Consider the following 1,053-nt stretch of genomic DNA (forward strand, 5'->3'; position numbering starts at 1 on the left):
TTCCCATCTAATTGGGAGCTCTCTGCAGCGCGAGCAGCCACAGTTGTTAGATACCTCGCACTGGAGGGGGTGTCGCCTTCTCGCATGGGCGCGATGGGTTACGGAGAGTTTCAACCTGCTGCTAGGAATGATACGGCAGCTGGAAAAAGCAAAAACCGCCGCGTTGTTCTATTAATTTCCAAAAGTCAGGATATTCGTCAGGGCTTAATGAAGTAAGTCTCGTAGCTCATTCATTTATAAAGAAATATTTTCTAAGTATTTACCTTTCAATACTGTGCCGATGGCACGATTTGTGCTCTGTACACTATTAAGATTATTAGTGACGTAAATTCGGCAACTTTATGCCATTTCCGTTGTTCATTTGTTCAAGCGATACAGAATTAGCAAGTATCCCTAGCAGGATATTCTAGCCAGCTAGGCTAAATGGTATGCTTGAGCAAAGCTAAAATATAATTTTTCAGAGGTGACGCGGTGAGAATCTGGGGTATTGCCAATCAGAAAGGCGGGGTCGGTAAAACGACTAGTGTAGTAACCCTAGGCGGGTTGTTGGCACAAGAAGGCAAAAGAGTGTTGGTTATGGATCTTGATCCGCATGGGTCTTTAACCAGTTATTTTGGTTACGACCCGGATACGATTGAGCAAAGTGCGTTCGACTTGTTTATGCATCAGGGTAAGGTTCCTGATGGTCTTCCTGAACAACTGATTACTGACACTTCTTGCCCGGGTCTGGATTTAATGCCTGCTTCAACGGCTTTAGCGACGCTTGAACGTAGAATGGTTGGCGTTGAAGGTATGGGGCTGATCATTTCGAAAACGCTGGCAATGTTGTGGGATCAATATGACTACGTCTTGATCGATAATTCGCCTTCTTTGGGTGTACTAATGATCAACTCTCTTGCTGCGAGCCAGCAGCTCATCGTACCTTGTCAAACAGAGTTTCTTGCGATTAAAGGCTTGGAAAGAATGATGCATACTTTGGGTATGGTTATTCGGTCTCAGAAAAGCAATTTAAGACATCTTATTCTGCCTACCATGTTTGATCGTCGAACACAG

Annotated in this window: 2 protein-coding genes; both read left to right on the forward strand. The window is 44.3% G+C overall.

Translation table 11 applies throughout. The features are described from left to right. On the forward strand, positions 1 to 216 hold a 216-nt coding region (locus A3761_RS22360; RefSeq protein ID WP_156492039.1), incomplete at its 5' end, for an OmpA family protein. Positions 217 to 471: 255 nt separating this feature from the next. Further along, a partial coding sequence (locus A3761_RS22365) for a ParA family protein (RefSeq protein WP_068750917.1) occupies positions 472 to 1,053 on the forward strand: 582 nt, incomplete at its 3' end.

The organism is Oleiphilus sp. HI0123, from assembly GCF_001635315.1.